The organism is Cellulomonas sp. ICMP 17802, from assembly GCF_041295535.1.
GTDB lineage: Bacteria > Actinomycetota > Actinomycetes > Actinomycetales > Cellulomonadaceae > Cellulomonas.
In genome coordinates this window covers 97,257-119,972 of record NZ_JBGFQZ010000008.1, presented here as the reverse complement: position 1 = coordinate 119,972, position 22,716 = coordinate 97,257, and the positions used below count along the sequence as shown (strand labels likewise).

The following is a 22,716-nucleotide window of genomic DNA, read 5'->3' as shown; positions in this document are numbered from 1 at the left end:
TTTTTTTTTTTTTTAGTTAGTGGGGGCGCCCCGAGCGCGCCGGCGGGCCGCCACAGGTGGCACACGGCGAGCGCGAGGGCGTCCGCCGCGTCGGCGGGCCGCGGCAGCTCGTCGAGCCGGAGCAGCCGCTGCACCATGGTCTGCACCTGGGCCTTCTCGGCGCGCCCGTTGCCGGTGACCGCGGCCTTGACCTCGCTCGGCGTGTGCAGCGCGACCGGGATCCGACGACGCGCCGCCGCCACCATCGCGATGCCCGCCACCTGCGCCGTGCCCATGACGGTGCGCAGGTTCTGCTGCGCGAACACCCGCTCCACCGCGACGGCGTCGGGCGCGTGCTCCTCGAGCCACTCCTCGATCTGCCGCTCGATCGAGAGCAGCCGCTGGTCCACGTCCCACAGCGCGTCGGAGGTCGCGACGCCGACGGCGACCATGGCCAGACCACGCGACGGGAGGCCGTCGACGACGCCGAGACCGCACCGGGTCAGGCCGGGGTCGACTCCGAGGACGCGCACGCCGTCATGGTCGCAGCCCGGGCGGCGCGATCCCGGGAGGCCACGCCCGGGACGACGGAGGGGCCCGACCGCCGCGCGGCCGGGCCCCTCCGGGAGCCGTCAGTCGGCTCCGCTGCGGCTCAGTCCTCCTCGAGCTCCGCCATGACCTCGTCGGAGGCGTCGAAGTTCGCGTAGACGTTCTGCACGTCGTCGGAGTCCTCGAGCGCGTCGATCAGGCGCAGGATCTTGCGCGCGCCCTCGGCGTCGACCTCGATCTGCGTGGCGGGCCAGAACACGACGTCGGCCGAGTCGTACTCGATCCCGGCGTTCTGCAGCGCGGTGCGGACCGGCACCAGGTCGGTCGCCTCGGAGAGCACCTCGAACGCCTCGCCGAGGTCGTTGACCTCCTCGCCGCCGGCGTCGAGCACCGCCTCCATGACCGCGTCCTCGTCGGTGCCCTCCTTGGGGACGATGACGACGCCCTTGCGGGAGAACAGGTAGGACACGGAGCCCGGGTCGGCCATCTGGCCGCCGTTGCGGGTGAACGCCACGCGCACGTCGGACGCCGCGCGGTTGCGGTTGTCGGTGAGGCACTCGACCAGCACCGCGACCCCGCCGGAGCCGTAGCCCTCGTACATGATCGTCGTGTAGTCGGCGCCGCCGGCCTCCTGGCCGGAGCCGCGCTTGACCGCACGGTTGATGTTGTCGATGGGGACCGAGTTCTTCTTGGCCTTCTGCACCGCGTCGAAGAGCGTGGGGTTGCCCGCGAGGTCACCGCCGCCGGTGCGCGCGGCCACCTCGATGTTCTTGATGAGCTTCGCGAAGAGCTTGCTCCGCTTGGCGTCGACCACGGCCTTCTTGTGCTTGGTGGTGGCCCACTTGGAGTGACCCGACATCGCTTCAGCTACCCCTTCGTCTCCCGCGCGCCCGTGCAGCCGGCTCCGACGCCGGTCATCACAGGGTCTCGCGGACGATCTCTACGAACAGTTGGTGCACCCGGGTGTCGCCGGTGACCTCCGGGTGGAACGAGGTCACGAGCAACGGGCCCTGGCGGACGGCCACGATCCTACCGGCGGCGGGACCGGTCTCCACCCGGGCCAGGACCGTGGCGGCCGGACCGACCTCCTCGACCCAGGGCGCCCGGATGAACACCGCGTGCACCTGGCCGTCGACGCCCTCGATCGCGAGGTCCGTCTCGAACGACTCCACCTGGCGACCGAACGCGTTGCGCCGGACGGCCACGTCGACCCCGCCGAGCGTCTGCTGCCCCTCGATGCCGCCGATCACGCGGTCGGCCAGCAGGATCATCCCGGCGCAGGACCCGTAGGCGGGCATCCCGGCGCGCAGCCGCTCCTGGACCGGCCTGAACAGGTCGAACGCGCGCAGGAGCTTGTCGATCGTCGTCGACTCCCCGCCGGGGATCACCAGCGCGTCGACGGCGTCGAGCTCGCGCTGCCGCCGCACGGGCACCGCCTGCGCTCCCACGGAGGTCAGGGCGTGCACGTGCTCGCGCACGTCACCCTGCAGGGCGAGGACTCCGACGGTCACGGTCACGACGCGCGAGTCTAGGCGTCGTGGCGGCCCGGCCCGCCCGCCGCCCGCCCGCCGCCCGCACGTCGGACCTCGCCGCACCGGCCCGGCCCGGCCCGGGCGTCGTCGGAACCTGCCGCGCTTGCGACGCCCGGGGCGCCTGAGCGGCGACAGCCGCCCCATCCGCCTCGCCCGCACCAGGTGCGGCAGGGTCGGACGCGGACGGTCGCCCGACGGCGTCGTAGGCTCGCGGCTCGTGACCCTCGACGACCTCGATGCCCAGGCTCGGGCGCTGGACGCCACCCACGCCGCCACGGACCTGCGGGCCCGGTTCCTGCTGCCCGACGGCGTCGTCTACCTCGACGGCAACTCGCTCGGCGCCCTGCCGGTGGGCGTCCCCGAGGCGGTCGAGACGGTGGTCCGGGAGCAGTGGGGCCGCGACCTGATCGGCTCGTGGAACACGCACGGCTGGTGGGACGCGCCGACGCGCGTGGGCGACGCGATCGGCCGCCTGGTCGGCGCCGCTCCGGGCCAGGTGGTGGTCGGCGACTCCACGAGCGTGCGCCTGCACCAGTCGCTGCACGCCGCCGCCGCGCTGCGCCCGGACCGGTCGGTCGTGCTCACCGAGCCCGGCTCGTTCCCCACCGACCAGTACGTCATCGCCGGCGTGGCGGCACAGGTGGGCTGGCGGGTCGAGCACGCCACCCCCGCGGCCATCCCGGCACGCCTCGGTCCGGACGTCGCCGTCGTCGTCCTGTCCCACGTGGACTACCGGACGGGTGAGCTGCTCGACCTGCCGGGGATCACGGCGGCCGCCCACGACGCCGGCGCGCTCGTGCTCTGGGACCTGTGCCACTCGGCCGGGGCCGTGCCGTCGGGCTCGACGCGCACGGCGTCGACCTCGCCGTCGGGTGCGGCTACAAGTACCTCAACGGCGGGCCTGGCGCGCCCGCGTACGGCTACGTCGCGGCGCGCCACCAGGACGGGTTCGTCAACGTCGTCCCCGGCTGGCACGGGCACGCGGAGCCGTTCGCGATGGCCGACGAGTACGTCGGCCCGCCGGGCATCGCGCGGGCACGGATCGGGACGCCGCCCCTGCTGTCGCTGCTCGCCCTGGAGGTCGCGCTGCGCGCGTTCGACGGCGTCGACATCGACGCGGTCCGGGCGCGGTCGCTCTCCCTGACGCGCTTCCTGCGGGACGCGATCGCCGACGTCCTGCCCGACGCTCGGTTCGCGTCCCCGGAGCCCGACCACCTCCGCGGCTCCCAGGTGGCGCTGCGGCACCCCGACGCGTACGGGATCGTGCAGGCGCTGGCCGCCCGCGGGGTGGTCGGGGACTTCCGGATGCCCGACATCGTCCGGCTCGGCGTCGCCGCCCCGTACCTCACCCACGCCGACCTGGTCACCGCCGTGCGCGCGCTCCGCGAGGTGCTGGACCGCGGCGAGCACCTCGACCCGGCCTGGACCACGCGCAACGCGGTCACCTGACCTACTCGCGCGCGAGCCCCAGGTGACGCGTCACGCCGTCCCACTCGGGCAGCAGCCCGCGCACCAGGTCGACGAGCGTCTCGGGGAACACCTCGAGCTCGACGCGGTCGAGGTCGTCCAGCGTCCACCAGCGCAGCTCGTCGATGACGTCGTGCTCGAGCTCGGTCCAGCCGGCCCGGTCGACGGCGCCGAAGGCCGCCGCGGGCACGCGCGCGAGGTAGAGGATCTCGTCCTGGCGGCAGTGCTCCGCGAAGAAGTCGAAGATCGCGGACCGCGTGAACACGGGCCCGACCACCTGGGTGGCGTCGAGCACGATGCCGGTCTCCTCGCGGACCTCGCGGACGGCCGCCGCGAGGGAGTCCTCGCCGTCGTCGAGCCCCCCGCCCACCGTGAACCACCAGCTGCGCTCGGGCTGGTCGACGTCGTGGCCGCGGATGAGCAGCACCCGGTCGTCCTCGTCGAGCAGGATCACGCGCGCCGCCAGGCGGAACAGCAGGCCGTCGTCCCCGCGCCGCCACTCCGGTCCCAGCCCGTGCACCGGTCCCCCGCCGTCGGCGCTCGACCGACCGGACACGGCAGAGGCCGCGGACGGCTCGTCCGCGGCCTCTGCCACTGCGTGGTCCTGCGTCACCAGCCGCGCTCGGCCAGGCGGTGCGGCTCCGGCACGTCCTCGACGTTGATGCCGACCATGGCCTCGCCGAGGCCGCGCGACACCTTCGCGATGACGTCCGGGTCGTCGAAGAACGTGGTCGCCTTGACGATCGCCGCGGCGCGCTCGGCCGGGTTGCCGGACTTGAAGATGCCCGAGCCGACGAACACGCCCTCGGCGCCCAGCTGCATCATCATCGCGGCGTCGGCCGGGGTGGCGATGCCGCCGGCGGTGAACAGCACGACGGGCAGCTTGCCCAGCTGGGCGACCTCCTTGACCAGGTCGTACGGCGCCTGCAGCTCCTTGGCGGCGACGAACAGCTCGTCCTCCGGCAGCGAGGTCAGGCGGCGGATCTGGTCGCGCAGCGTGCGCATGTGCGTGGTCGCGTTGGAGACGTCGCCCGTGCCGGCCTCGCCCTTGGAGCGGATCATCGCCGCGCCCTCGGTGATGCGACGCAGGGCCTCGCCGAGGTTGGTGGCACCGCAGACGAAGGGGACCGTGAAGCCCCACTTGTCGATGTGGTGCGCGTAGTCGGCCGGCGTGAGCACCTCGGACTCGTCGATGTAGTCGACGCCGAGGGACTGCAGCACCTGCGCCTCGACGAAGTGGCCGATGCGGGCCTTCGCCATGACGGGGATGGAGACGGCCTCGATGATGCCGTCGATGAGGTCGGGGTCGCTCATGCGCGCGACGCCGCCCTGGGCGCGGATGTCGGCGGGCACCCGCTCGAGGGCCATCACGGCGACGGCTCCGGCGTCCTCGGCGATCTTCGCCTGGTCCGCGGTGACGACGTCCATGATGACGCCGCCCTTGAGCATCTCGGCCATCCCCCGCTTCACGCGGGCGGTGCCGATGACGCCGGCGTGCGTCGCGGTGGTGGGCTGGCTGTTCTCGCTGGTCACGTCGAGCCTCACAGATCGTGGTGCGGTCGGGGTGGGGCCGCCACGTGCGAAGACGGCGGCCTGATCGGGCAATCGTAGTCCGTCGGCCACGTCGCTCCGGGCGCGTCTCAGCGCGGCGGGGAGGTCTCCACCGGACCGCTGCGGGTGCCGGGCCGGCCCAGGTTCTCGGGCCACGCGTCGTCCAGCTCGAGGCTCTGCGGCTCGGGCGCGTGCCCGGCGAGGCGCAGCAGCCGGACCAGCGGACCCCGCCGGGCCCGCAGCGTCTGCACGACGGCCTCGTTGGAGAACCGCCGAGCCAGCTGCACCCGGTACCAGGACGAGGACAGCAGGTCGACCAGCTCCGCGCCGGCCGGGTCGGCGCGCAGGGAGGCCACCTCGTCCGCGTCGTCGAGCGCCTCGCGCAGGGTCGCCGACAGCTCGCTCTCGATCCTGCCGCGGTCCACGGCCAGCAGGGCCGCGCCGCCCGGCGGGGCGTCGTCGGGACCCACCAGGGCGAGCAGGTCGGCGGGCAGCTCGTTGGTGCCGGTGGACAGCGCGGCCCAGGCGGCCTCCCCCACGAGCACCGAGCTCACGGGGTCGAGCAGGCCGGACGTGGCCAGCTCGGCGGCCACGGTCGCGCGCCGGACCAGCTGCGCGTCCAGCACCGCGCGGGACGACGTGACCTTCCGGTGCAGCCGGTCGAGCCGCGACGCGGCGACCCAGACCCACCACAGGGCGAGCGCGACGACGATCGTCACGTAGACGGTGATCTCGGACCACCTCATCGGGACTCACCCCGACCGCGCCGCAGCTCGAGCAGCCGCGCGCCCCGCACGGACGACGGGTCCTCGCCCACCGGCGCGTGACGGCCCTCGACCACCATCTCGTACACCGCGAGCACCTGGTCCGTGACGGTCGACCAGTCGTACTGGCGGACCACCTCGAGGGCGTGCGCGGACACGTCGGCGCGCAGGGCCGGGTCGCGCAGCACCCGCACCAGCGTCTGCGCCAGGTCCGCGCTGTCCCCCGTGCGGAACAGCACGCCCGCGGTCCCGTCGTCGAGCACGCGCGAGAACGCCCCGAGGTCGCTGGCGACGACGGTCGCGCCCGCGCTCATGGCCTCGACCAGCACGATGCCGAAGCTCTCGCCGCCGGTCTGCGGCCCGCAGTACACGTCGACGGACGCCAGCAGGCTCGCCTTCTCGTCGTCGGAGATCCCGCCGAGGAACTCCACGGCGGCCGCCGCCTCCTCGCCCAGCAGCTCCCGCACCTCGTCGGGGCCCGTGTCACCCCGACCCGCCACCAGGAACCGCGCGCCCGGGATCTGGGCGAGGACGGCCGGCACGGCGTCGAGCAGCACGGGCAGACCCTTGCGGGCCTCGTCGAGCCGGCCCAGGAAGGCGATGGTCGGGCGCTCGGGCGTGCCGGTCCAGCGGGCGTCCGGCTGCGCCGCGGTGAAGTCGTCGACGTAGACGCCGTTCGGGATCACCACGGCGTCGCCGCCCATGTGCTCGACCAGCGTGCGGCGGGCGTCCTCGGAGACGGCGATCCGCGCGGAGATCTTCTCCAGCGACTGGCGCACCAGCGGGTAGGCCATCTGGAGCGGCCGGGACCGGATGAGCGCGGTGTGGAACGTGGCCACGATCGGTCCGTCGGCGATCCACAGCGCGAGCATGCCCAGGCTCGGCGTGACCGGCTCGTGCAGGTGCAGCACGTCGAACTCCCCCGCGGCGAGCCACCTGCGCACCCGGTTGGCGGTGACCGGCCCGAACGTCATGCGCGCGACGGCCCCGTTGTACCGGACCGGGATCGCCCGGCCGGCGGCCGTCATGTACGGCGGGATCGGCGTGTCGTCGTCCGCCGGCACCAGCACCGACACCTCGTGCCCGCGGGCGATCAGGGCCTCCGCCAGGTCCCGCACGTGGAACTGGACCCCGCCGGGGACGTCGTAGGAGTACGGGCAGACGATGCCGACCCGCAGGGTGTGCTCCGCGCTCAGCGTGCTCATCCGGCGCTCGCGACCGTCGCGGCGTAGCGCACGGGGTCGAGGTCCTCGACGAAGACCTTCTGCAGCATGTGCCAGTCCTGCGGGCGCTGCCGCACGCCCGCCGCGAACTCGTCGACCCACGCCTGCGTCATCGCCCGCACCTGGTCGGCGCGCGGCACGTCCGGCGGCACGTCGATGGCCTTGTTGAACTGGATGACGATGCCCCACGGCGAGCCGGCCGCCCGCCGCTGCGCGCCCCGGAGCCGCTCGTAGTAGATGACGGTGGTGACCAGCGGCGCCCCGGTCGAGATCGAGAGCGCGGCGGGTCCGGCGGCGAACCGCGCCCGGTGGCCGAACAGGTCGACCTCGACGCCCTTGGCGGTCAGGTCGCGGTCGGCGAGCAGCGGCAGCAGCCCGGCCCCCGCGCGGGCGGCGCGCACCAGGCCCCGGAACACGTCCCCGTCGCCGGTGAGCGCGAAGATCGTCATGCCGATCCCCTCGCGGAACGCCACGAACTCCTGGAAGAGCTCCTCCGGCTCGAGCCGCTCGGCCACGGTGGTCACGGGCGCCACCGCACGCGTCGCCCAGGCGCCGGCCAGGTCCCAGTTCCCGGTGTGCCCCAGCGCCAGCACCACCGCCTGGTCGCGGTCGGTGTGCACCCGCAGGTTCTCGACGCCCACGGCACGCACGCGGGCGTCCACCTGGTCCTGGGGCAGGGTCGCCAGGGCGAACGCCTCGCCGAAGTACCGCATGTAGGAGCGCATCCCGGCCCGGCTGAGCCGGCGCAGCGCGCGCGCGTCGAGCTCGGGCCGCACGCGGGCCAGGTTCTTCTCCAGCTGCCGCACCCCGCCGCCGTGCCGCAGCCAGGCGACGTCCGCCGCGGCGTCGCAGAGCGTGCGCAGCACCGGTCCGGGGAGCTTGCCGGCGTTCCTCCACGCGACGGCGTACGCCCGCGCGACGTCCACGTTCACTCGGTCACCTGCGCGGCCTGCCGGTAGACCTTGCTCATCCGCTGCACGATCGTCACGGACGACGCCAGGGCCAACAGCGCGAGCACGACCGTGAGCACGACCGCGGGGGCGCCGACGCCGACCGCGAACGTGGCCACGAGCACGAGGGCGAGCCGGTCCGCGCGCTCGGCGATCCCGCCGGACGCGGTCATGCCGAGCCCCTCGGCGCGGGCGCGGGCGTAGGGCACGATCGATCCCAGCACCAGGCAGGCGAGCGCGAGCACCGCGGACGGGCGGTCGTCCCCGCCGGCGGTGAACCACAGGACGAGCCCCGCGAAGATCGCGCCGTCGCCGAACCGGTCCAGGGTCGAGTCGAGGAACGCGCCCCACGGCCCGGACCGGCCCGCCTGGCGCGCCATGACCCCGTCGAGCGAGTCCGTGAGCACGAAGACCGCGATGATCAGCGTGCCGGCCAGGAAGTGACCGGTCGGGAACGCCCAGAGCGCCGTGACCACGACGACGAGCGTGCCGCCGATGGTCACCGCGTCCGGCGAGACGCCCGCCCGCAGCAGCACCCGCGCGATGGGCGTGAAGAAGCGCGTCATGGCGCCGCGCAGTCCGTTCAGCACGTGCCGATCATCCCTTCGCCGCGGCGGGCCACGCGGCGGACAGCCGCTCCCGCGTGTCGCCCAGCAGCTCCGGCAGCGCGCGGCTGCGGCCCACGATCGGCAGGAAGTTCGAGTCCCCGCCCCAGCGTGGCACCACGTGCTGGTGCAGGTGCGCCGCGATGCCGGCACCTGCGACGTCGCCCTGGTTCATGCCGAGGTTGAACCCCTGGGGCGCCGACACCTGCCGCAGCACGCTCATCGCCGTCCGGGTCATCGCGGCCACCTCGGCCACCTCGGGCTCGGTCAGCTCGGTGTAGTCGGCGACGTGCCGGTACGGGCAGACGAGCAGGTGGCCCGAGTTGTACGGGTAGAGGTTGAGCACGACGTACGCGACCTCGCCGCGCGCGACGATCAACCCGTCCTCGTCGCTGAGCGTCGGGATGCGGCAGAACGGGCAGCCCTCACCGGCCTCCCGGTCGACGGGCTTGTCCTGCCCCCCGAGGTAGGCCATCCGGTGCGGGGTCCACAGTCGCTGGAAACCGTCCGGGACCCCGGCGAAGTCGTCGGCGGGCTCTGTTCCGTCGACCACTGCTCAGACCTGCACGCGGTCGCGCACCGCCGAGACGATCCGCTCGATCGCCTCCGCCACGGGCACGCCGTTGTCCTGGCGCCCGTCGCGGTAGCGGAACGACACGGCCCCGGCGTCGGCGTCCTCGCCACCGGCGATGAGCACGAACGGGATCTTCTGCGTGCTGGCGTTGCGGATCTTCTTGCCGAACCGGTCGTCGGAGCGGTCCACCTCGGCCCGGATCCCCTGCGCCCGCAGCTGCGTCACCACCTCGTCGAGGTAGGGCTCGAACGGCTCGGCGACGGGGACGGCGAGCACCTGGACCGGCGCGAGCCAGGCCGGGAACGCACCGGCGTAGTGCTCGGTGAGGATCGCGAAGAACCGCTCGACCGAGCCGAACAGCGCCCGGTGGATCATCACCGGCCGCTGCCGGCTGCCGTCGGACGCGGTGTACTCCAGCTCGAACCGCTCGGGCAGGTTGAAGTCCAGCTGGATCGTCGACATCTGCCAGGTGCGACCGAGGGCGTCCTTGACCTGCACGGAGATCTTCGGGCCGTAGAACGCGGCGCCGCCCGGGTCGGGCACGAGGTCCAGCCCGGACGCCTCGGCGACCTGGCGCAGGGTCTCGGTGGCCTCGTCCCAGACGGCGTCGGACCCGACGAACTTGTCGGGGTTCTTGGTCGACAGCTCCAGGTAGTAGTCGTCGAGCCCGTAGTCCTTGAGCAGGTCCAGGACGAACGTGAGGGTCGTGGTGAGCTCGTCCGCCATCTGCTCGCGGGTGCAGTAGATGTGCGCGTCGTCCTGGGTGAACCCGCGCGCGCGGGTCATGCCGTGCACCACGCCGGACTTCTCGTACCGGTAGACGGTGCCGAACTCGAAGAGCCGCAGCGGCAGCTCCCGGTACGACCGCCCCCGCGCCGCGAAGATCAGGTTGTGCATGGGGCAGTTCATCGGCTTGAGGTAGTACTGCTGCCCTGCCTTGCGGACGTGCCCCTCGGCGTCGCGCTCCTCGTCGAGGGTCATCGGGGGGTACATGCCGTCGGCGTACCAGTCGAGGTGCCCCGAGATCTCGTACAGCTTGCCCTTGGTGATGTGGGGGGTGTTGACGAACTCGTACCCGCCCTGGACGTGCCGCAGCCGGCTGTAGTGCTCCATCTCCATGCGGACGACGCCGCCCTTGGGGTGGAACACGGCCAGGCCGGAGCCGATCTCGTCCGGGAACGAGAACAGGTCCAGCTCGGTGCCCAGGCGGCGGTGGTCGCGACGCTCCGCCTCGGCGATGCGCTCGAGGTACGCGCGCAGCTCGTCCTTGGTGGGCCATGCGGTGCCGTAGACACGCTGCAGCTGCGGGTTCTTCTCGGACCCGCGCCAGTACGCGGCCGCCGAGCGGGTCAGCTGGAAGCCGTTGCCCAGCAGCCGGGTGGTCGGGATGTGCGGGCCGCGGCAGAGGTCCTGCCAGACGACCTGCTCGCTCTCCCGGCCGGCGCCGCGCACGTTCTGGTAGATGCTCAGGCCGCCCAGCCCGACCTCGACGGAGGCGCCGTCGGCGGCCTGCGGGTCGCCCTTGAGGCCGATGAGCTCCAGCTTGTACGGCTCGTCGCGCAGCTCCTTGCGCGCCTCCTCCTCGGTGACGTCCCACCGGCGGAAGGTCTGGCCCTCCTTGACGATCCGTCCCATGACCTTCTCGATCGCCTTGAGGTCCTCCGGGGTGAACGGGGTCTCGACGTCGAAGTCGTAGTAGAAGCCGTCGGTGATCGGCGGGCCGATGCCCAGCCTGGCGGTCGGGTTGACCTCCTGCACCGCCTGCGCCAGGACGTGCGCCGCCGAGTGCCGCAGGACGGCGAGGCCGTCGGGCTCGTCGATCGTCACGGCCTCCACGACCGCACCGTCGGCCAGCGGCAGGTGCAGGTCGCGCAGCTCGCCGTCCACGCGGGCGACGACGACGTCGCGCCGGGAGGAGTACAGGTCGGTGCCCGTCGTCCCCGGCTCCACCGTGGTCGCGATCCCGTCGACGGTGAGGGTGATGAGCTCGGGCACCGGTACAGCCTCCTTCGTGGCCGCTCGCCCTGGCGGCGAGCCCCTCGATGCTACCGGCGGGCCTGCCGCCCACCGGACGCCTTATCCATGCCAGAAGGGGCCGGCCCGCTGGGCCGACCCCTCCTGTTCGAGTGGGCGATACCGGACTCGAACCGATGACCTCCTCGGTGTGAACGAGGCGCTCTACCAACTGAGCCAATCGCCCGTCGCCGCCGGCACCGTCTCTCCGCGACACGCCGGTGCGCGAGGATGACGACCACCCGCGGGTGACATCGAGAGGATGCTACCCGGCCCGGCACGAGAATCCGAAACGGGACCACTGCAGGTCATCGCACCGACGTCAAGGGGGTGCGGTGTCGCCAAGATGGGTGCTGTCACCCGGCGTCCCCGTTCGCGCGCGCGTCCCTCCGGGTGAACTCACGGTTCGTACAGGGCCAATCGGGCACGTGGCCTGCCATGATGGGACCTCCAGCCCTTGCGAACAGGAGGACCCGATGACGAGCTCGACATACGACGTCGTCGAGGTCGTCGCCATGCAGCTCATCGGCTCCGACGCGAGCGTGATCCCGGTGAGCGCCGAGTTCTCCTTCCGAACCACCGATCCTTACACGGTGCGCGCGGTCTTTACCGGCCCGCACACCATGTCGACCTGGCTGATCGGCCGCGAGCTCCTCTCGTTGGGGATGCACGCGACGGCCGACGCGCCCGCCGGGACCGGTGACGTGCAGGTGTGGCGTGACGAAGACCCCGACTACACCCTCGTGTCGCTCAGCGGGGTCGAGGGCAGCGCGCTCCTCGCCGCCCCCACCGAGCCGATCGAGCGGTTCCTCGCCGGTACCGAGGCGCTCGTGCCTCTGGGGACCGAGAGCGACCGGATGGAAGGCGAGATCACCGCGCTGATCGCCGCTCTCCTGACTGCCTGACCCCAGCTCACTGCGACCGGTTCCGCCTCTGGCGGGGCCGGTCGTCGTATGTCCGGGCCCGTCAGGGGTCGAGGTCGTCCGCCAGCCGTGCCTGGAACAGCCGTTGCGCCTCCAGGGAGATCGGTCCGGCGGCGACGTCCGCCCCGTCGAGGCTGACCACGGGCGACACGTTGCGGATCGAGCCGCTCATCATCAGGTGCGTCGTGCCGTCACCCACCTCGTCCAGCACCTCGTACCGCAGCTCCCCCGGCTCGGCCTCCCGCACGGGCAGGCCGGCCGCGGCGGACCACTCCAGCAGGAGCTCGCGCGTGATGCCGGCCAGGCAGCCGCTGGACAGCGGAGGGGTCACCAGCTCGCCGCCGCGCTCGACGAACACGTTCGACGCCGTGCCCTCGCACAGGTCGCCCACCGTGTTGGCGAGCACCGCCTCGTCGGCACCGCGGCGGTAGGCCTCGGACACCGCAACCACGTTCTCCGCGTACGACGTCGTCTTGAGCCCCGCCACCGCCGACCGCTCGTTGCGGACCCACGGCACGCGCACGACGCGGGACACCTCGGACCGGACCCCCGGGCCCGCCAGCACGAGGACGCTCTGGCGCTGGTCGGCGGGCGCGAAGCGGTTCGAGCCCAGCGGACCCGGGCCGCCCGTCAGGGTGATGCGCAGGCGCCCGGTGTCCGGACCGGCGGCCGCCAGGACCGCGGCGACGCCCTCGCGGACCGCGTCCTCGTCGGGCTCGGCCAGCCCGATGCCCAGGGCCGACCTCTTCAGCCGGCGCAGGTGCCGGGTCAGGGCGAACGCCGTGCCGTCGTAGACCGCGCACGTCTCGAACACGCCGTCGCCGACGGTGAGCCCGTGGTCGACGCCGGAGAGCAGGAGGTCCTCCGGACCGTGGAGACGACCGTTCGACCAGATCACGACACCCATCGGGTCAGTCTGTCATCGGCGCGACGGCGACGCCGGAGGCGAGGCCGACGAGTCGGGCGGCCTTGAGCTCGGTCTCCGCCCACTCCGCCTCGGGGTCGCTCCCCCACGTGATGCCGGCCCCGGTGCCGAACCGCAGCACGTCGTCGGCCCACCAGAACGTGCGGATGCCGACCGCCAGCTCGGCCCGCACCGCCCCGTCCTCGGCGACCTCGACCCAGCCGACGGCCCCGCAGTACGGCCCGCGCGGCTGCGTCTCGAGCGCCGCGATGATGTCCAGCGCCGACGACTTGGGCGCGCCCGACACCGAGCCGGGCGGGTAGGTGGCGTCCAGGAGCCGGGCCCAGAGGTCGGGCGCGCCGGCGACGTCGTCGGCGAGCACCCCCTGCACCGTGCTCACCAGGTGGACCAGCCCTGGGTGATGCTCCTCACCCAGCAGCGAGGTGACCTCGACCGTGCCCGGCGCGCAGACCTTCTGCAGGTCGTTGCGCACGAGGTCGGTGATCATCACGTTCTCCGCCCGGTCCTTGTCGGTCAGCGCGTCCGCCGTCACTGCGGTGCCCTTGATCGGACCGGACGACACCACGCCGTCCTCCACGCGCAGGAACAGCTCCGGCGACGCCGTGACCACCCACACCTGTCCGGGCACGTGGACGCCGCCGGAGAACGGCGCGGGGTTGCCGGCGTCGAGCACCCGACCGAGAGCCCGCGCGTCGGGCTCGCGGTCCGCGGCCGGCAGCGGCGCACTCAGCACGCGGCAGAGGTTCGCCTGGTAGACGTCCCCGTCCTGGATGTGGGCGCGAACACGCTGAACTGCAGCGACGTACCCCGCGCGATCCAGCGACGACGACCAGTCGGCCGGGTCCGGGCCGGACCAGCCGCCCTCGCCGGCGCCGGCCGACGCGCCCGCCCGCGCGAACCGCCAGGCCCGCACCCTGCCCTCGAAGTCGCCGACGACGGCCCACCAGCCCGGCGCGGCGAGCCGCTCGGGCTGCGCGCGGACGTCCACCACCTCGACGACGCCGGCCGCCTCGACGCCCGCGAACCACGCGACGCCACGGGGACTCACGCTCGGCTCGGGCACCCGCACACGCTACCGATCCGGGCTCCGCCACCCCGTGATCCGCACGATCACCCGGGTGCCCGGAGCCAGTTGGACTCTCGCGGAGATCGTCAGTTAGAGTTCGGGACGCACACGGAACACCGGTGAATGCCGGGGGGACGTGCTGTGCGGACGTGGCTCAGTGGTAGAGCATCACCTTGCCAAGGTGAGGGTCGCGGGTTCGAATCCCGTCGTCCGCTCGGAGGCAGACACTCCTGATCGGCTGACCGCAGCCGCTGAGGACTGCGGTCTCAGGGTGGAGTGGCCGAGAGGCGAGGCAGCGGCCTGCAAAGCCGTATACGTGGGTTCGAATCCCATCTCCACCTCGTATCACCTGATGCAGTACCCCGGCTTGATCCCCGGGCGATTGGCGCAGCGGTAGCGCGCTTCCCTGACACGGAAGAGGTCACTGGTTCGATCCCAGTATCGCCCACCAGCATCACCGCAGGTCAGAGGCCGTTCCGGAAGACTCCGGAGCGGCCTTTCTCCTTGCTCCGGGAGCGACGACGGCGGCGCGAGGCGAACAGCCCCGCAGCTCCCACGGCGCTCAGGTCCAGGGCCGCGTCCGCGCAGCGATGCGGGGATGTCGGTGTCGACGGGCTACTGTCCGAGCTGTCGGCAACCTTGCCGGCACTCAGTGCAGACCACTCGTTGACCGTTGGGCTCACGCCCGGCCACGATCCCGTCGCCTCCTCTGAGCCTTCTCAGAGGGACCACATGTCTGCGCTCACGAACAACCTCCCGCTCGATGCGTTGCGACGTCCGGACGAGGCGGTGCCGGCCGCTCCCTTCGACCTCCCGGTCGGGTCGACCGCGGTGGTCTACTGCGAGGGCCAGTTCGGCGAGCAGGACGGCAAGACCGGGAACGGCCTGGTCCGGCACTCGGAGAAGTACGAGATCCTCAGCGTCATCGACAGCAGGTGCGCAGGCGCCGACGCCGGGGCATTCCTGGACGGGACCCCGAACGGCATCCCGATCGTGGCCACGCTGGCCGAGGCGGTCGCCGACGCCGGGTCGGTCCCGGACTACCTCATCTGCGGTCTCGCGCCGGCCGACGGCCTGCTGTCCGAGGCCCAACGGATCGTGCTCCTCGACGGGATCGCCCGCGGCATGCACGTCATCAACGGCCTGCACGAGTTCCTGAACGACGATGCCGAGTTCGTGGCCGCCGCGCTGATCGCCGGGGTGACCATCACCGATGTGCGGCGCCCGAAGGACACCCGGGACCTGCACCTGTTCTCCGGCCGGATCTTCGACGTGACCTGCCCCCGGATCGCGGTGCTGGGCACCGACGGAGCGATCGGCAAGCGCACCACCGCGACGTTGCTGGTCCAGGCCCTGAACGCGCGCGGGATCAACGCCGTCATGGTCGGCACCGGCCAGACCACGCTCATCCAGGGCGGCAAGTACGGCGTCGCCCTGGACGCCCTCGTCCCGCAGTTCTGCTCGGGCGAGGTCGAGCACCAGGTCGTCGCCGCGTTCGAGGGCGAGGACCCCGACGTGATCGTCGTCGAGGGGCAGGGCGCACTGAGCCACCCGGCCTACCTGACGTCGGGACACATCCTTCGAGGCAGCCGCCCGCAGGGTGTGATCGTGCAGCACGCGCCGAAGCGCACGGTGCTCGGCGACTTCCCGATGATGCCCATGCCGACCGTCGCCAGCGAGATCGCGATGATCGAGGCCTTCGCCGACACCCGCGTGATCGGGGTGACCATCAACCACGAGGAGATGACCGCCCTCGAGCTGGACGAGTCGATCGAGGCCCACCGTCGGGAGCTGGGCCTCCCGGTCACCGACCCGCTGACCCGGCCCGGGCAGGACCTCGTCGACATGGTCCTGAGCGCGTTCCCGCAGCTGGCCCCGACGGTTGCACCCCACCTGACCCTTCGTGGGTGACTGCTCCCCGGATCGAGATCGACCTCGATCGGGTGGAGCGCAACACCCGCGTCCTCGTGGGCCGGCTGGCGGCTCGCCACGTCCGGGTGCTCGGAGTCACCAAGGCGACCCTCGGCTCGCCCGCGATCGCCGCCGCGATGCTCCGCGGCGGGGCCGTCGGACTGGGTGACTCCCGGGTCGACAACCTCGCACGCCTGGCGGGCCTGGACGGGTCGGTGCCCCGCACCCTGATCCGCTCCCCCATGCTCAGCCAGGTGCCCCGGGTGGTCCGCTCCGCGGCGACCAGCCTCAACACCGAACCGGCCGTCATCGCGGCTCTCGACGACGCCGCGAGGCACGCAGGGAACCGCCACGACGTGATCCTCATGGTCGAGCTGGGCGACCTGCGCGAGGGCATCGCGGTCAACGACCTGGCCGCGGCCGTCGGGGTCGTCCTGCGATCTCGGTCGCTCCGGCTGGCGGGGCTCGGCGCCAACCTGGCCTGCCAGAACGGCGTCGTGCCCGACGACACGAACATGGGCGTGCTGCACCGGCTCGTCGATCGGACCGAGTCGCAGCACCACCTCGACCTCGACGTCGTCTCCAGCGGCAACTCGGCCAACCTGGACTGGGCACTGACGACCACCCGGCTCGGGCGCACCAACGAGCTGCGCCTCGGCGAGGCGATCCTGCTCGGCACCGAGCCCCTCCGACGGGCACCGGTCGCCGGCCTCAGCACGGACGCGTTCACCCTGGTCGGCGAGGTCATCGAGGCGGCCGACAAGCCGGCACAGCCCTGGGGAGCACGCGCCGAGGCCGCCTACGGGGCGCCACCGGCCCGGACCACGCGCGGGACCCTGCGCCAGGCGATCGTGGCTCTCGGTCGTCAGGACGTCGACCTCGACGGCCTCACCCCGCCGGACGGGATCTCCGTGCTCGGGATGAGCAGCGACCACCTGGTCCTCGACACCGGGGACGTGCGCATCGCGGTGGGCGACGAGATCAGCTTCCGGCTCGGCTACGGCGCGCTGGTCCGGGCGATGACCTCACCGTTCGTCGCCCGGGCCGAACACGGCGGTCTCCCGGACCTGCGGGCACCGGGCGGCCTCGCTGCGGACCCACCTGGTCGGGCTTCGTCGGCCTGACCCGGACGAGGTCACTGCTCGCTCTCCACCCGGAAGGCGCGCACGGCGTTGTGCACCGTGGGGTAGAAGTGGTCCGGGCCGAACCGGCTGCCGACGCCGAAGCGCACCAGACGGTCCTTGACGGGGCCCTTCATCTCCGCGAAGACCAGGTCGACGCCGAGCGCGGCGAGGTGGTCGTCCAGCTCGACGAGCTCGTCGAGCGCGGTCGTGTCGAGGCCCGTGATCGGCTCGGCGGCGATGATGACGCGGCGCACCGGTGCCGGAGCGTCGGCGACGAGCTGCCGCACCCAGGTGTCGAACACGTCGCCGTTGGCGAAGAAGAGGGGCGCGTCGAACCGCGCGATCACCAGGCCGGGGATCCGCTCGCCCTCGGGGTGCCGGCTGAGGTCGTGGAATCCCGGGACGCCCTCGACGCTCACCAGCTCGGCGCGGTACGGCTCCCACGCCCGGCGCACGAACACCGCGAGCGAGAGGGCGACGGCCACGAGGATGCCCTGCAGCACGCCGACGAACGCCACGCCGAGGAACGCCGCGACCAGCAGCGCCGCGTCGCTCCGGCTCATCCGCACCAGCCGGACGAGGGTGTGCACGTCGACGAACGACGACGCGGCGGCGATGACGACCGCAGCCAGCGTGGCGGACGGCAGGTACGCCGGCAGTCCGGGGGCGACCAGCATGAACGCGACGAGCAGCACGGCCGCGACGACGCCGGTGAGCTGGGTGCGGGCGCCCGCCTGGACCGCGACGGGCGTGCGTGACGCGCTGCCGGAGACGGGGAACCCGCCGAGCAGCCCGGTCGCGAGGTTCGCGGCGCCCAGCGCGCCCATCTCCTGGCTGCCGTCGACGGTCTCACCCCTGCGTCCGCCCAGGGCGCGCGAGAGCACGGCGGTGTCGGCGAACGTGATGAGCGCGATGCCCGCCGCCGGACCGATCAGCGCGAGCACGTCGGCGGGCTCGAGGCCCGCGAGGGCGGGTGCGGGCAGGCCGGACGGCAGCGCGCCGACGACGGGGATCTGATCCGCCAGACCGAGGACTGCGGTCACGACGGTCGCACCGACGACCGCCAGCACGATGCCCTTGGCGGTGGCGCCGAGCGCCCGCGCCGCGACGATGACCGCGAGCGACACGACGCCGATCGCCGCCGCCACGGGGTCGGCCTCGCCGTCGGCGACGGCCGCGACCGTCTGGCCGACGTGCTCCCAGACCGAGCCGGCGGGCACCGAGATGCCGAGCAGCCTGGGCACCTGGCCGGCGATGACCACCAGCGCGATCCCGTTCATGTACCCCACCCGGATCGGCATCGACAGCAGTCCGGTGAGGAACCCGAGCCGCAGCACGCGGCCGGCGATGAGCATCAGGCCCATGAGGACCGCCAGCATGCCGGCCAGAGCGACGGAACGGTCCGGGTCGCCGAGCGCGAGAGGCAGCACCGCGGCGCCGATCATCGGCGCGAGCGACGAGTCGGGCCCGAGGACGAGCACCCGCGTGGGGCCGACGAGCGCGTAGACCAGCAGCGGGACGATCGTCGCGTACAGGCCGGTGACCGGCGGCAGGCCGGCGGCCGCGGCGTACGCCATGCCGGCGGGGATGGCGACTGCGACGAGGGAGGCGCCCGCGACGAGGTCCGGTCGCAGCCATGCCCGCTCGTAGCGCCGGGCGACGCCGACGCCGGGGAACAGCCCTGCGACCCGCCCGCGGTCCATCTCTCGAGCCTAGGACCCGGCCTCCGACGCCCGCCCGGGCCGGACGTCCCCGTGCTCGGCGGCGTGCGACCCGGCCCGGCGGCTCACGCCGAGCGCACGGCTCTGGCCGGTGCCCGGGACGGTCCCAGCAGCCGCAGGACGGACGTCCCGTGCTCGTCGAGGTGCTCGATGCTGACCGACAGGACGCGGCCGAGCTGTCGGCTGCGCGCCCAGTCCATGACGTCGTCGACGTCCTCCGCGTCGACCACCCGCCACCTCTCGCTCTCGCTGCCGTTCGTCCAGAACTCGACGACGTAGACAGGTTCGGGCACGACGGTCGGCGCGTGGTGCGCCCGACCCCGTTCGACTCGCATGGCGCTCCTCCGTGACGGCTCCGGCCCATGCTGCTCGGCCCGGGTGAACCTCGGGTGACCACTGGGTGACCGCCTGGAGGCGGCGACGGGCCCGAGCCCGGTGCCGACGCACTGGACCAACCGCCCCGACGCGCCCATGATGACGAGACGCGCGCTGAGGAACGGAGGCGACCCGTGATCCCGAAGGAGACGGCCGCCAGCATCGAGCTCCCCGTGTCGACCGACGTCGCGTGGCGGGCCCTGACGACCGTCGCCGCCACCGGGCCGGACCAGGACGCGGTCTGGCACTTCGAGCACACCGACGTCGTGCTCGACGCGGTCACCCCCGCGGAGGCCGCCGACGGGTCCGGGCGATGGGAGGGCGTGGACTTCCGCGTCGCGGCGCACCTCGTTCCCATGGGCGCGCGTCGAACCCTGCTGGTGCTGACCGCCGACGCCACCACGGAGCCCCATGGCGTGGGCGCGACGGCGCACGCCTCGGCGTCGCACCGACGTGCTCGGCGCGACCTCGAGGCGATGGCGCTCGCCGTCGGCACGCAGGTCGCGGCGTGGGACGACGGTCCTCCCGCGTGACCGGCGGGCGCCCACCCAGGCAGGTGTCGCGCCCGTGAACGTTGCCGGGCGAGTCGACGAACACGCTCATGACCTGCGACGTCATCGCCGACCCTGTGCCTGTGGCCGATGTCCAGACCCTCCTGCGTGACCTGCGCTCCGGCGCCGTCCCGCCCACCTCCCCCGTCGCGACCCTCGCGGTCCCGATGCGGGTCATCGACGCCGAGATGCCCGTGCACGAGGTCGAACCGCTCTTCCTCGACCCGGCCCTGCTGCGGATCGGCGTCATCGACCACGCCGACCGGAGCCGGATCGGGCTCCTCACCCGCTCGCGGTTCAACGCCGGGATGGCGGGTCGGCTCGGCTACGGCCGGGCGGTGCTCACGCGCCGGCCCGCGCGAGCCGTGGCCGACTGGCGGCCGCTGGTGGTCGACCCGGCGTCGTCCGTCGTCGAGGCGGCGCTGCTCGCGATGGCCCGGCCGCCCGAGTCCCGGTTCGAGGACGTCGTCGTCCGCGCGGACGTCTGGTCGGCGACCGGCACGGCCGAGCTCGTGCACGCGCTCGCCGCGGCGCTCGCCGACCAGGGCATGCGCGACCGCACCACCGGGCTGGTCAACCGCCACACGCTCGAGCACACGCTCGACTCCTGGGCGCGCGAGATCCGCGACTCCCGTCGACGACTCGCGGTGACGCTGGTGGACGTCGCGGCGTTCGGCCTGCTCAACGCGATCCACGGGCTCCCCCACGGCGACCGCGTGCTGGGCACCATGGCGCAGGCCCTCACGGGCGCGTTCCCGAGGGGCTGCGTGCTCGGGCGGCTCGGGGACGACGAGATCCTCGTCGCGGCCGTGCTGCCCGCGGTCCCGGACGAACGCGCCCGTGAGGTCGCCGAGGACCTGCGTCGGACGGCGCTCCGCGCGCTGCGCCCGAGTCCCCCCGGCTTCGCCGACGGCGAGTGGCCGCGGGTCCGGGCGGTGGCCGCCGTCAGCCTGCAGGGATGGGCCGACGTCCCGCTCCTGCTCCAGGACCTGCAGCGGAGCATGCGCAACGAGAAGGCCGTCACGGCCCCGAGCGGCCCCTCCCGGGACGTCTGAGGAACGCACGGCGATTTGGTCGGTCGATACCCCCCAGGGTATCGTCTCCGCATGCCTGAAGCAGCTCAGATCGCCGTGACCGATCCCCGCCGGATCGTCGTCGTGGGCGGCGTCGCCGGCGGGATGAGCGCGGCGGCCCGGGCGCGGCGCCTCGACGAGCGGGCGGAGATCGTCGTTCTCGAGCAGTCCTCGTACGTGTCGTTCGCCGGCTGCGGGCTCCCCTACCGGCTGTCCGGCGAGATCGAGCACCGCGACGACCTGCTGCTGCACACGCCCGCCTCGCTGGGGGCGTCGCTCGCGCTGGACGTGCGCACCGACAGCCGCGTCACGGCGATCGACCGGGCTGCCCGCACCGTGGCGGTGACCACCGCCGACGGCTCCTACGCGCTGCCCTACGACGCGCTGCTGCTGTCCCCCGGCGCCGTCGCGGTGCGCCCGCCGGTCGAGGGCCTGGACCACCCCGGCGTGCACGCGCTGCGGACCCTGCCCGACCTGGACGCCGTCGACGAGCACGTCGCCCGGCTGCTCACGGCTCGGCGGGGTGCCGGGCGACCGCGTGCCGTGGTCGTCGGCGCCGGCTTCATCGGCCTCGAGGCGGTCGAGGCGCTGGTGACCCGCGGGCTCGAGGTGGACGTCGTCGAGCTCGCCGACCAGGTGCTGCCTCCGCTGGATGCCGAGCTGGCACCCCTGCTGGCCGCGGAGCTCCGGGCGCACGGCGTCGGCCTGCACCTGGGGGTCTCCGCCCGCTCCATCACCCCGGGCACCGACGACGCGCTCCGCATCGAGCTGTCGGACGGCACGACGGTGGGGGCCGACCTCGTCCTGGTCAACGTCGGGGTCCGTCCGGCGAGCGGGCTGGCGGCGGACGCCGGGCTGGAGCTCGGACGCCAGGGCGCCATCCGCGTCGACGAGGACCAGCGGACCTCCGACCCGAACGTGTGGGCCGTCGGCGACGCCGTCGAGGTGGTCCAGGCCGTCACCGGGGCGGTCGGACCGGTGCCGCTGGCCGGCCCCGCCAACCGCCAGGGTCGACGCGCCGCGGACTCGATGCTCGGCCGCCGCACGACCCCGCAGGCTGCGGTCCTGGGCACCGCGATCGTGCGCGTGTTCGGCCTGACCGCGGCCGTCACCGGCCCGAGCCAGGCGGCGCTCGCCCGCGCCGGGCTGGCCCACGAGGTGGTCCGCATCCACCCCGGGCACCACGCCGGCTGGTTCCCCGGCGCCGAGCAGGTCCACCTCGTCGCCACGTTCGCTCCCGACGGGCGCCTGCTCGGTGCCCAGGCCGTCGGGCGCGCGGGCGTCGACAAGCGCATCGACGTCCTGGCCACCGCCCTGCGCGCGGGGATGACCGCCGACGACCTGGCCGAGCTCGAGCTCGCCTACGCGCCGCCCTACGGTGCGGCCAAGGACCCCGTGAACATGCTGGGCTTCGTCGCCCAGAACGTCCTCGACGGGACCCTGCCGCAGTGGCACCCGGCCGACCTGGACGACGCCCTGGCGGACACGCTCGTCCTGGACGTCCGGTCGGTCGCCGAGTTCGACCGCGGGCACCTCAAGGGCGCGCTGCACGTCCCCCACACCGAGCTGCGCGGCCGCCTCGACGAGGTCCGCTCCGCCGCCGCTGGTCGCCCGGTCAGCGTGCACTGCGCCTCCGGCGTCCGCTCGCACCTGGCCACCCGCGTCCTGCTCGCCGAGGGCCTGGACGCCCGCAACCTGTCCGGCGGCTGGCTCACCCTCACCGCCGTCCGCCCCGACCTCGTCGCCTGATCGCTCACGCCACCCCCGGAACAAGGAGAACCCCGATGTGCTCACCCGCCCGATGCTCCGCCTGCGGCAAGGTCACCTGGACCGGCTGCGG

At 73.4% G+C, this 22,716-nt stretch carries 22 protein-coding genes and 4 tRNA genes; 10 read left to right on the top strand and 16 right to left on the bottom strand.

Features of this window, described 5'->3' with window-relative positions:
* From ruvC to pdxT, 3 genes are all read right to left on the bottom strand, one after another.
* Window positions 1–512, bottom strand: a 512-nt coding sequence (ruvC, locus tag AB5970_RS09455) for a crossover junction endodeoxyribonuclease RuvC (RefSeq protein WP_370503678.1), incomplete at its 3' end; no start/stop codon positions are given.
* Between the two features lie 119 nt (window positions 513–631).
* On the bottom strand, window positions 632–1,387 hold the full coding sequence (locus AB5970_RS09450; RefSeq protein ID WP_370503677.1) for a YebC/PmpR family DNA-binding transcriptional regulator: 756 nt from the start codon (window positions 1,385–1,387) through the stop codon (window positions 632–634).
* A 58-nt stretch (window positions 1,388–1,445) separates the two neighbouring features.
* The gene (pdxT, locus tag AB5970_RS09445; protein ID WP_370503676.1) at window positions 1,446–2,045 is read right to left on the bottom strand and encodes a pyridoxal 5'-phosphate synthase glutaminase subunit PdxT; all 600 of its coding nucleotides are present in this window, start codon (window positions 2,043–2,045) and stop codon (window positions 1,446–1,448) included.
* 825 nt (window positions 2,046–2,870) lie between these two features.
* Between pdxT and AB5970_RS09440 the strand changes: the two genes are divergently transcribed.
* On the top strand, window positions 2,871–3,509 hold the full coding sequence (locus AB5970_RS09440; RefSeq protein WP_370503675.1) for a hypothetical protein: 639 nt from the start codon (window positions 2,871–2,873) through the stop codon (window positions 3,507–3,509).
* Window position 3,510: 1 nt separating this feature from the next.
* Here the strand turns inward: AB5970_RS09440 and AB5970_RS09435 are convergent, their stop codons facing one another.
* From AB5970_RS09435 to AB5970_RS09395, 9 genes are all read right to left on the bottom strand, one after another.
* Entirely contained in the window at window positions 3,511–4,122 is a 612-nt protein-coding gene (locus AB5970_RS09435; protein WP_370503674.1) for an NUDIX hydrolase, read from the bottom strand.
* A gap of 14 nt (window positions 4,123–4,136) precedes the next feature.
* The gene (gene pdxS, locus AB5970_RS09430) at window positions 4,137–5,060 is read right to left on the bottom strand and encodes a pyridoxal 5'-phosphate synthase lyase subunit PdxS (RefSeq protein ID WP_370503673.1); all 924 of its coding nucleotides are present in this window, start codon (window positions 5,058–5,060) and stop codon (window positions 4,137–4,139) included.
* Between the two features lie 107 nt (window positions 5,061–5,167).
* Window positions 5,168–5,824 (bottom strand): hypothetical protein, encoded by a 657-nt coding sequence (locus AB5970_RS09425; RefSeq protein ID WP_370503672.1) that lies wholly within the window; start codon window positions 5,822–5,824, stop codon window positions 5,168–5,170.
* Entirely contained in the window at window positions 5,821–7,047 is a 1,227-nt protein-coding gene (locus AB5970_RS09420; protein ID WP_432205895.1) for a glycosyltransferase family 4 protein, read from the bottom strand. Before AB5970_RS09420 ends, AB5970_RS09425 begins: the two co-directional genes overlap by 4 nt.
* A complete protein-coding gene (locus AB5970_RS09415; RefSeq protein WP_370503671.1) occupies window positions 7,044–7,997 on the bottom strand; it encodes a phosphatidylinositol mannoside acyltransferase in 954 nt (317 codons plus the stop codon). The genes AB5970_RS09420 and AB5970_RS09415 overlap by 4 nt, the downstream gene beginning before the upstream one ends.
* Window positions 7,994–8,605, bottom strand: coding sequence for a phosphatidylinositol phosphate synthase (gene pgsA, locus AB5970_RS09410; protein WP_370503670.1), 612 nt, complete (start codon window positions 8,603–8,605; stop codon window positions 7,994–7,996). Before pgsA ends, AB5970_RS09415 begins: the two co-directional genes overlap by 4 nt.
* A 7-nt stretch (window positions 8,606–8,612) precedes the next feature.
* Window positions 8,613–9,173: an HIT family protein gene (locus tag AB5970_RS09405; RefSeq protein ID WP_370503669.1), complete on the bottom strand. Its 561-nt coding sequence runs from the start codon at window positions 9,171–9,173 to the stop codon at window positions 8,613–8,615.
* A gap of 3 nt (window positions 9,174–9,176) precedes the next feature.
* A complete protein-coding gene (gene thrS / locus AB5970_RS09400; RefSeq protein ID WP_370503668.1) occupies window positions 9,177–11,189 on the bottom strand; it encodes a threonine--tRNA ligase in 2,013 nt (670 codons plus the stop codon).
* A gap of 132 nt (window positions 11,190–11,321) precedes the next feature.
* Window positions 11,322–11,394 (bottom strand) — tRNA-Val (locus AB5970_RS09395).
* Window positions 11,395–11,722: 328 nt separating this feature from the next.
* Here AB5970_RS09395 and AB5970_RS09390 point away from each other — a divergent pair.
* Window positions 11,723–12,112, top strand: coding sequence for an SsgA family sporulation/cell division regulator (locus AB5970_RS09390; protein ID WP_370503667.1), 390 nt, complete (start codon window positions 11,723–11,725; stop codon window positions 12,110–12,112).
* A 61-nt stretch (window positions 12,113–12,173) separates the two neighbouring features.
* Here AB5970_RS09390 and AB5970_RS09385 read toward each other — a convergent pair whose 3' ends face one another.
* On the bottom strand, window positions 12,174–13,037 hold the full coding sequence (locus AB5970_RS09385; RefSeq protein ID WP_370503666.1) for an aminotransferase class IV: 864 nt from the start codon (window positions 13,035–13,037) through the stop codon (window positions 12,174–12,176).
* 4 nt (window positions 13,038–13,041) lie between these two features.
* Complete coding sequence (locus tag AB5970_RS09380; RefSeq protein WP_370503665.1) at window positions 13,042–14,118, bottom strand: chorismate-binding protein; 1,077 nt, start codon at window positions 14,116–14,118, stop codon at window positions 13,042–13,044.
* 146 nt (window positions 14,119–14,264) lie between these two features.
* On the opposite strand from AB5970_RS09380, the gene AB5970_RS09375 reads away from it, so the two are divergent.
* The 5 genes from AB5970_RS09375 (at window position 14,265) to AB5970_RS09355 (ending at window position 17,156) form a co-directional block, all read left to right on the top strand.
* A tRNA-Gly gene (locus AB5970_RS09375) sits at window positions 14,265–14,336 on the top strand.
* Between the two features lie 55 nt (window positions 14,337–14,391).
* A tRNA-Cys gene (locus AB5970_RS09370) sits at window positions 14,392–14,462 on the top strand.
* 35 nt (window positions 14,463–14,497) lie between these two features.
* Window positions 14,498–14,572, top strand: a tRNA-Val gene (locus AB5970_RS09365).
* A 281-nt stretch (window positions 14,573–14,853) separates the two neighbouring features.
* On the top strand, window positions 14,854–16,032 hold the full coding sequence (locus tag AB5970_RS09360) for a DUF1611 domain-containing protein (RefSeq protein ID WP_370503664.1): 1,179 nt from the start codon (window positions 14,854–14,856) through the stop codon (window positions 16,030–16,032).
* Window positions 16,029–17,156: an alanine/ornithine racemase family PLP-dependent enzyme gene (locus tag AB5970_RS09355; RefSeq protein WP_370503663.1), complete on the top strand. Its 1,128-nt coding sequence runs from the start codon at window positions 16,029–16,031 to the stop codon at window positions 17,154–17,156. The genes AB5970_RS09360 and AB5970_RS09355 overlap by 4 nt, the downstream gene beginning before the upstream one ends.
* A gap of 11 nt (window positions 17,157–17,167) precedes the next feature.
* On the opposite strand, the gene AB5970_RS09350 is transcribed toward AB5970_RS09355, so the two are convergent.
* Complete coding sequence (locus AB5970_RS09350) at window positions 17,168–18,859, bottom strand: SulP family inorganic anion transporter (protein WP_370503662.1); 1,692 nt, start codon at window positions 18,857–18,859, stop codon at window positions 17,168–17,170.
* Between the two features lie 83 nt (window positions 18,860–18,942).
* Complete coding sequence (locus tag AB5970_RS09345) at window positions 18,943–19,212, bottom strand: hypothetical protein (protein ID WP_370503661.1); 270 nt, start codon at window positions 19,210–19,212, stop codon at window positions 18,943–18,945.
* A gap of 174 nt (window positions 19,213–19,386) precedes the next feature.
* On the opposite strand from AB5970_RS09345, the gene AB5970_RS09340 reads away from it, so the two are divergent.
* From AB5970_RS09340 to AB5970_RS09330, 3 genes are all read left to right on the top strand, one after another.
* Window positions 19,387–19,785, top strand: coding sequence for a hypothetical protein (locus AB5970_RS09340; protein ID WP_370503660.1), 399 nt, complete (start codon window positions 19,387–19,389; stop codon window positions 19,783–19,785).
* 101 nt (window positions 19,786–19,886) lie between these two features.
* On the top strand, window positions 19,887–20,858 hold the full coding sequence (locus tag AB5970_RS09335) for a diguanylate cyclase domain-containing protein (protein ID WP_370503659.1): 972 nt from the start codon (window positions 19,887–19,889) through the stop codon (window positions 20,856–20,858).
* 51 nt (window positions 20,859–20,909) lie between these two features.
* Window positions 20,910–22,625: an FAD-dependent oxidoreductase gene (locus AB5970_RS09330; protein ID WP_370503658.1), complete on the top strand. Its 1,716-nt coding sequence runs from the start codon at window positions 20,910–20,912 to the stop codon at window positions 22,623–22,625.
* The last annotated feature ends 91 nt before the right edge of the window (window positions 22,626–22,716 follow it).

What these genes read in the sequence shown, in the direction of transcription:
- AB5970_RS09450 (WP_370503677.1), bottom strand. Translation starts at nt 1,387, where the DNA reads ATGTCGGGTCACTCCAAGTGGGCCACCACCAAGCACAAGAAGGCCGTG.
- AB5970_RS09425 (WP_370503672.1), bottom strand. Translation starts at nt 5,824, where the DNA reads ATGAGGTGGTCCGAGATCACCGTCTACGTGACGATCGTCGTCGCGCTC.
- AB5970_RS09420 (WP_432205895.1), bottom strand. Translation starts at nt 7,047, where the DNA reads ATGAGCACGCTGAGCGCGGAGCACACCCTGCGGGTCGGCATCGTCTGC.
- AB5970_RS09390 (WP_370503667.1), top strand. Translation starts at nt 11,723, where the DNA reads ATGCAGCTCATCGGCTCCGACGCGAGCGTGATCCCGGTGAGCGCCGAG.
- AB5970_RS09385 (WP_370503666.1), bottom strand. Translation starts at nt 13,037, where the DNA reads ATGGGTGTCGTGATCTGGTCGAACGGTCGTCTCCACGGTCCGGAGGAC.
- AB5970_RS09360 (WP_370503664.1), top strand. Translation starts at nt 14,854, where the DNA reads ATGTCTGCGCTCACGAACAACCTCCCGCTCGATGCGTTGCGACGTCCG.
- AB5970_RS09350 (WP_370503662.1), bottom strand. Translation starts at nt 18,859, where the DNA reads ATGGACCGCGGGCGGGTCGCAGGGCTGTTCCCCGGCGTCGGCGTCGCC.
- AB5970_RS09345 (WP_370503661.1), bottom strand. Translation starts at nt 19,212, where the DNA reads ATGCGAGTCGAACGGGGTCGGGCGCACCACGCGCCGACCGTCGTGCCC.
- AB5970_RS09330 (WP_370503658.1), top strand. Translation starts at nt 20,910, where the DNA reads ATGCCTGAAGCAGCTCAGATCGCCGTGACCGATCCCCGCCGGATCGTC.